Source organism: Novosphingobium sp. 11B, from assembly GCF_054589055.1.
On the sequence record NZ_BAAILP010000261.1, the window covers coordinates 17,638 to 21,449 of the forward strand.

General features: G+C 61.5%; 4 protein-coding genes. 2 read left to right on the top strand and 2 right to left on the bottom strand.

Annotated elements, in window-relative coordinates:
* Positions 1–86 precede the first annotated feature (86 nt).
* Entirely contained in the window at positions 87–488 is a 402-nt protein-coding gene (locus ACYPYD_RS22915) for a hypothetical protein (protein WP_459665727.1), read from the top strand.
* A gap of 6 nt (positions 489–494) precedes the next feature.
* On the opposite strand, the gene ACYPYD_RS22920 is transcribed toward ACYPYD_RS22915, so the two are convergent.
* Positions 495–1,070, bottom strand: a complete 576-nt coding sequence (locus tag ACYPYD_RS22920) for a hypothetical protein (protein WP_459665729.1) — start codon at positions 1,068–1,070, stop codon at positions 495–497.
* 413 nt (positions 1,071–1,483) lie between these two features.
* Entirely contained in the window at positions 1,484–2,665 is a 1,182-nt protein-coding gene (locus tag ACYPYD_RS22925; RefSeq protein WP_459665731.1) for a hypothetical protein, read from the bottom strand.
* A gap of 647 nt (positions 2,666–3,312) precedes the next feature.
* On the opposite strand from ACYPYD_RS22925, the gene rpsL reads away from it, so the two are divergent.
* Positions 3,313–3,684 carry a 30S ribosomal protein S12 gene (gene rpsL / locus ACYPYD_RS22930; RefSeq protein WP_007011879.1) on the top strand — a complete coding sequence of 124 codons (372 nt, stop codon included), beginning with the start codon at positions 3,313–3,315 and terminating at the stop codon, positions 3,682–3,684.
* Positions 3,685–3,812: the final 128 nt, after the last annotated feature.

A 3,812-nucleotide genomic window follows, 5' to 3' on the forward strand; every position in this document is an offset into this window, starting at 1 on the left:
CGGAACCCACCGCCCCATCCAGGAGTTTTACGAGGGTTAACGGGCGCGCCGTCCATTTTTGACGCGCCTTCTCGAAAGGCTCGTCCATGAACACGAAGATCCTCGCCCTGGCCCTTGCCGGTTCCACCGTGGCGCTCAGCGCCTGCGCCACGGACGGCTATGGCGGCGGCTATGGCTACAGCTCGGTCGGCTGGGGCACGCCTTATGCCTATGACGGCTATTACGACGGGTACTACGGCCCGATCCACGACGGCTACTGGGGCAGCGACGACTACTTCTACTACCGCAACAACGACCGCGACCACCGCTACCGCCGGGGCGACCGCAACCACATCATGCGCGCGCCCCCTCAGGGCCAGCACAACTACCAGCCGTTCCGGGGCGAGATGCGCCCGCAGCAGGGCATGAAGATGCCGATGTGGCGGGGCGGCGGGCAGGATGGTGGCGGGCGCGGCGACGGCCGCCGACCGGGCCGCGGCCACCGCTGAGGCGGCTCAGCCGTCCTCTTCCCGCGTGCGCCGTGCCTCAATGGTGCGGCGCAGCTGCTCCAGCTTGGCGTCGATCACCGCGCGCGTCTCTTCCACGGTGGGCATCTGCGCCTCGATATCGCGCCGCACCCTCTCGTAGAGCGCCGAGCCCGGCCGCGCGTCCTGCGCAGGCGCGGCGTAGCGCTCCGGCATGCGCTGGCGCAGCAGGAACAGCATGAGCGCGGTGTCGTGGCGGGTATATGTGGCGACCACCTTGCCCTGGCTCGCCACCGGGCGTTCCTCGCCCAGGATCGCGCGTTCGAGCGCGCAGTCCTGCAGCCGCAGCATGCCCCGGTCGACAGCCTTGTCCCACGCGGCGGAGAACCCTTCGGCGCCCTTCATCAGCCGCAGTTTGTAGAGCGCCTCGAGGCTCGCCCCGATCGCGCGGGCGGCCTGCGTGACGATCCCGCTGGCGGCGAGCGCGGCGATGAACATGCGCTGCCGATCGGGCGTGATCGAGTTGCGGCGCGGACGGCTGTGCAGATAGGGCGCGAAGCCGAGCAGCGGATCGTCCGCCTCGGGCAAGTCCTCGAAGAAGGCCATGGCCGAAGTGCGCCGCGAAGGCCGCACCGACCGGCACCCCACACGTTCCTCCCCGAGCTTGTCTCGGGGAGGGGGACCGCCGACGCAGTCGGTGGTGGAGGGGCACGCGGGGGATCGCCCGGCCTCACCGCCGGGCGCGGGATCGTCAGAAGGTTTCACGCGAAGCCGCGAAGCCGCAAAGGATTTATCGCCGCGCCGGCGCTCGGGATGTGCCGGGGGCGTGGAGGATCGGTCCGTCATAAGGCGTGGAACTCCATGGGGTGTTGGAGTGGATGCCCCTCATGGCGGACCTATGTATCGCGGGCCGGGGTGTGTAGGAAAATGGTTTGTGGCGGTAGGCCGAGATAGCAGCCTTTCGCCAATCAATAGAGTGAGCGTTCGTTAATAATCGGCGCCGGAGATTCGAAATTGCACTAGGGCAGATCCGCTGGGTATCTAATCTCAAAGATCGGCTTGCCAGAGTTTTCTTCTCGGCAGATGGCGTGCACTAAGCTGCTGGCCGGCTGCGCCTCGATGAATTTCTGGACGAAATTCTGCGTCATTTCCGTGGCCATCTTCCGGGTGACCTTAGTGCCAGGCATGTTGATGTTTGTGCGACCCTGCTTGTGTTCGTCGCCATCGTCGTCAACATACGTATAGTCGATTTTTAGCACGATTATCGCTCCTGACTTCCGAGCCTCCGCAAAATGCCGCGCCTCAAGCTCCTCTGCAAACATCGGGCCAGAATACTTATCTGAAAGGTTGAGGCAAATCATGGCGCATAGCCATGATAGTTCGCGGGCTTCATCTTGCTTATCTGGGCTCCATGCCCCTGGCTTTCGCCTGTTGCTATGGAAATAATGGCCTCTTCGTTCGATTAAATGTTCGACGATCTTCTCGGGTGTCGGCGATCCCCTCAAAAAAGTCCCGGTAGGGGTGGCGGGGCGCGTCCGATCTTCCCGGAAATCAGCCTTTGCAGATTTGATCGCGTCGATGAGTACCGCATAGCCTTTGAATGCTTTTTCGAGGCCCGCCTTCTTGAATTGCCCATCGCTGAAAAATGCATCGAAAATCAGAAAATAGTAGCGGAAAGCATCTATGTATCTCGCTTCTTTCGATGCTTCGCGTGCATAGCCCGTCAAGGTGGCAAATAAACGATATTGTTCATCATACTGCTTCTCGGCAGCCATCATGGCTCGGGTAAAGAAATCGTAAGTTAGAGCGATGGGGCGTTCATCAGCCTCGCCGTAAGTGAAACGACTAATCGCAATCGCTTTGGACTCTTCCTGTGTTTCCCCTTCGTATTCCGCTTCAGTCCGATCGAAAGCAACTTGAACAGGGAATAGTGCCTGAATGAAGCTAAAGCCATTCCGCACCTGCTGGCGAAGCATCGAATGCAGCGGATCATTGATCGCAATTGTAGGAGGCTGGCCCGGACTGTCTGGTTGAGCTAAACTGGGCGCTAGAGTTGCGGGTTGCCCGGTGAAAGCGAACTTTAATGCGCTTACCATGTCGCCGTCTGCCACCAACGTCATCCGGGCGCCGAGCACATCAATAGGCCAATGATCTAGCATCCGAATGGGTTGTTTCAAATGAACCGTATAGCGTGCAATCATCGTGAAAGACTACGGCGTCAGTGTCTGAATGCAAACATTCAACCTCTCGAAAGTGCGGCAATTGTGTGATGCGGTAACCGGCAGGCTTCAGTAATCGAACTCGCGCCGTCGAAGGTGGGGCAAGGGGGTGTAGTAGTCGCTGCCTATGTCAATCTTGACCCCATCCCCCCAATCCCCTAAAGGCGCGCATCCCTCGCGGGCTTGCTCGCGGTGGATATACAGAGCTGAACATTGCCGTTCCGGCGCGTTTCTCGCAGTTTTTCCGTGGCTTTCGGGCCTCGGCAGGGCAGGGAAGCACGGATCGCTCCCTTCATCCGAATCGGGTGAGGGTGCGTCCCTCGGGCGGGCGGCAAAGTAATCCGGCAGCGCTCATCGGCGGCCGGGTGGAGTGTTTTTCGGCTCACGGGTGCGGCCTTCCTCGTTGAACGAGGGGGCAGGGCAAACCGATGGCGGTCCCAGTCCCCCAAGTTTTCTTGGCGCTGGGATGACGGCCTCGCGGTTTCCTTCCTGCATCGCGTGATCGTCTACTCTTCTCCCGTCACTCGCTGTTGTGGCCCTCCCGGCCCGGTGACCACCGGGGTGCGACGGGTCGATACCGATGGTTTCGGTGTCGATCCATCGCACTCCCATTTGAAAGAAGAGTATAGATGCCCACTATCAACCAGCTGGTCCGCAAGGGCCGCGAACCGCAGAAGGCCAAGTCCAAGGTTCCTGCGATGGAGCAGAACCCGCAGAAGCGCGGCGTCTGCACCCGCGTCTACACGACCACCCCGAAGAAGCCGAACTCGGCACTTCGCAAGGTCGCCAAGGTGCGCCTGACCAACAGCCGCGAAGTCATCTCGTACATCCCGGGTGAAGGCCACAACCTGCAGGAGCACTCGGTCGTGCTCATCCGCGGCGGCCGCGTCCGCGATCTTCCCGGCGTTCGCTACCACATCCTGCGCGGCGTGCTCGACACCCAGGGCGTCAAGGATCGCAAGCAGAGCCGCTCGAAGTACGGCGCCAAGCGTCCGAAGTAAGCTGGTCTCAAGGGCCGCGGCGGGGCACCCGTCATCCCAGCGAAAGCTGGGACCGCTGGCAGCCTAACGCGACCTTGAAGACAAGAAACCTACCGAGCGCCCGGTGAGGCCAGCGGTCCCAGCCTTCG

Bases quoted from the DNA above. Each gene is read 5' to 3' on its own strand.
- ACYPYD_RS22915 (WP_459665727.1), top strand. From the start codon at position 87: ATGAACACGAAGATCCTCGCCCTGGCCCTTGCCGGTTCCACCGTGGCG.
- ACYPYD_RS22920 (WP_459665729.1), bottom strand. From the start codon at position 1,070: ATGGCCTTCTTCGAGGACTTGCCCGAGGCGGACGATCCGCTGCTCGGC.
- ACYPYD_RS22925 (WP_459665731.1), bottom strand. From the start codon at position 2,665: ATGATTGCACGCTATACGGTTCATTTGAAACAACCCATTCGGATGCTA.
- rpsL (WP_007011879.1), top strand. From the start codon at position 3,313: ATGCCCACTATCAACCAGCTGGTCCGCAAGGGCCGCGAACCGCAGAAG.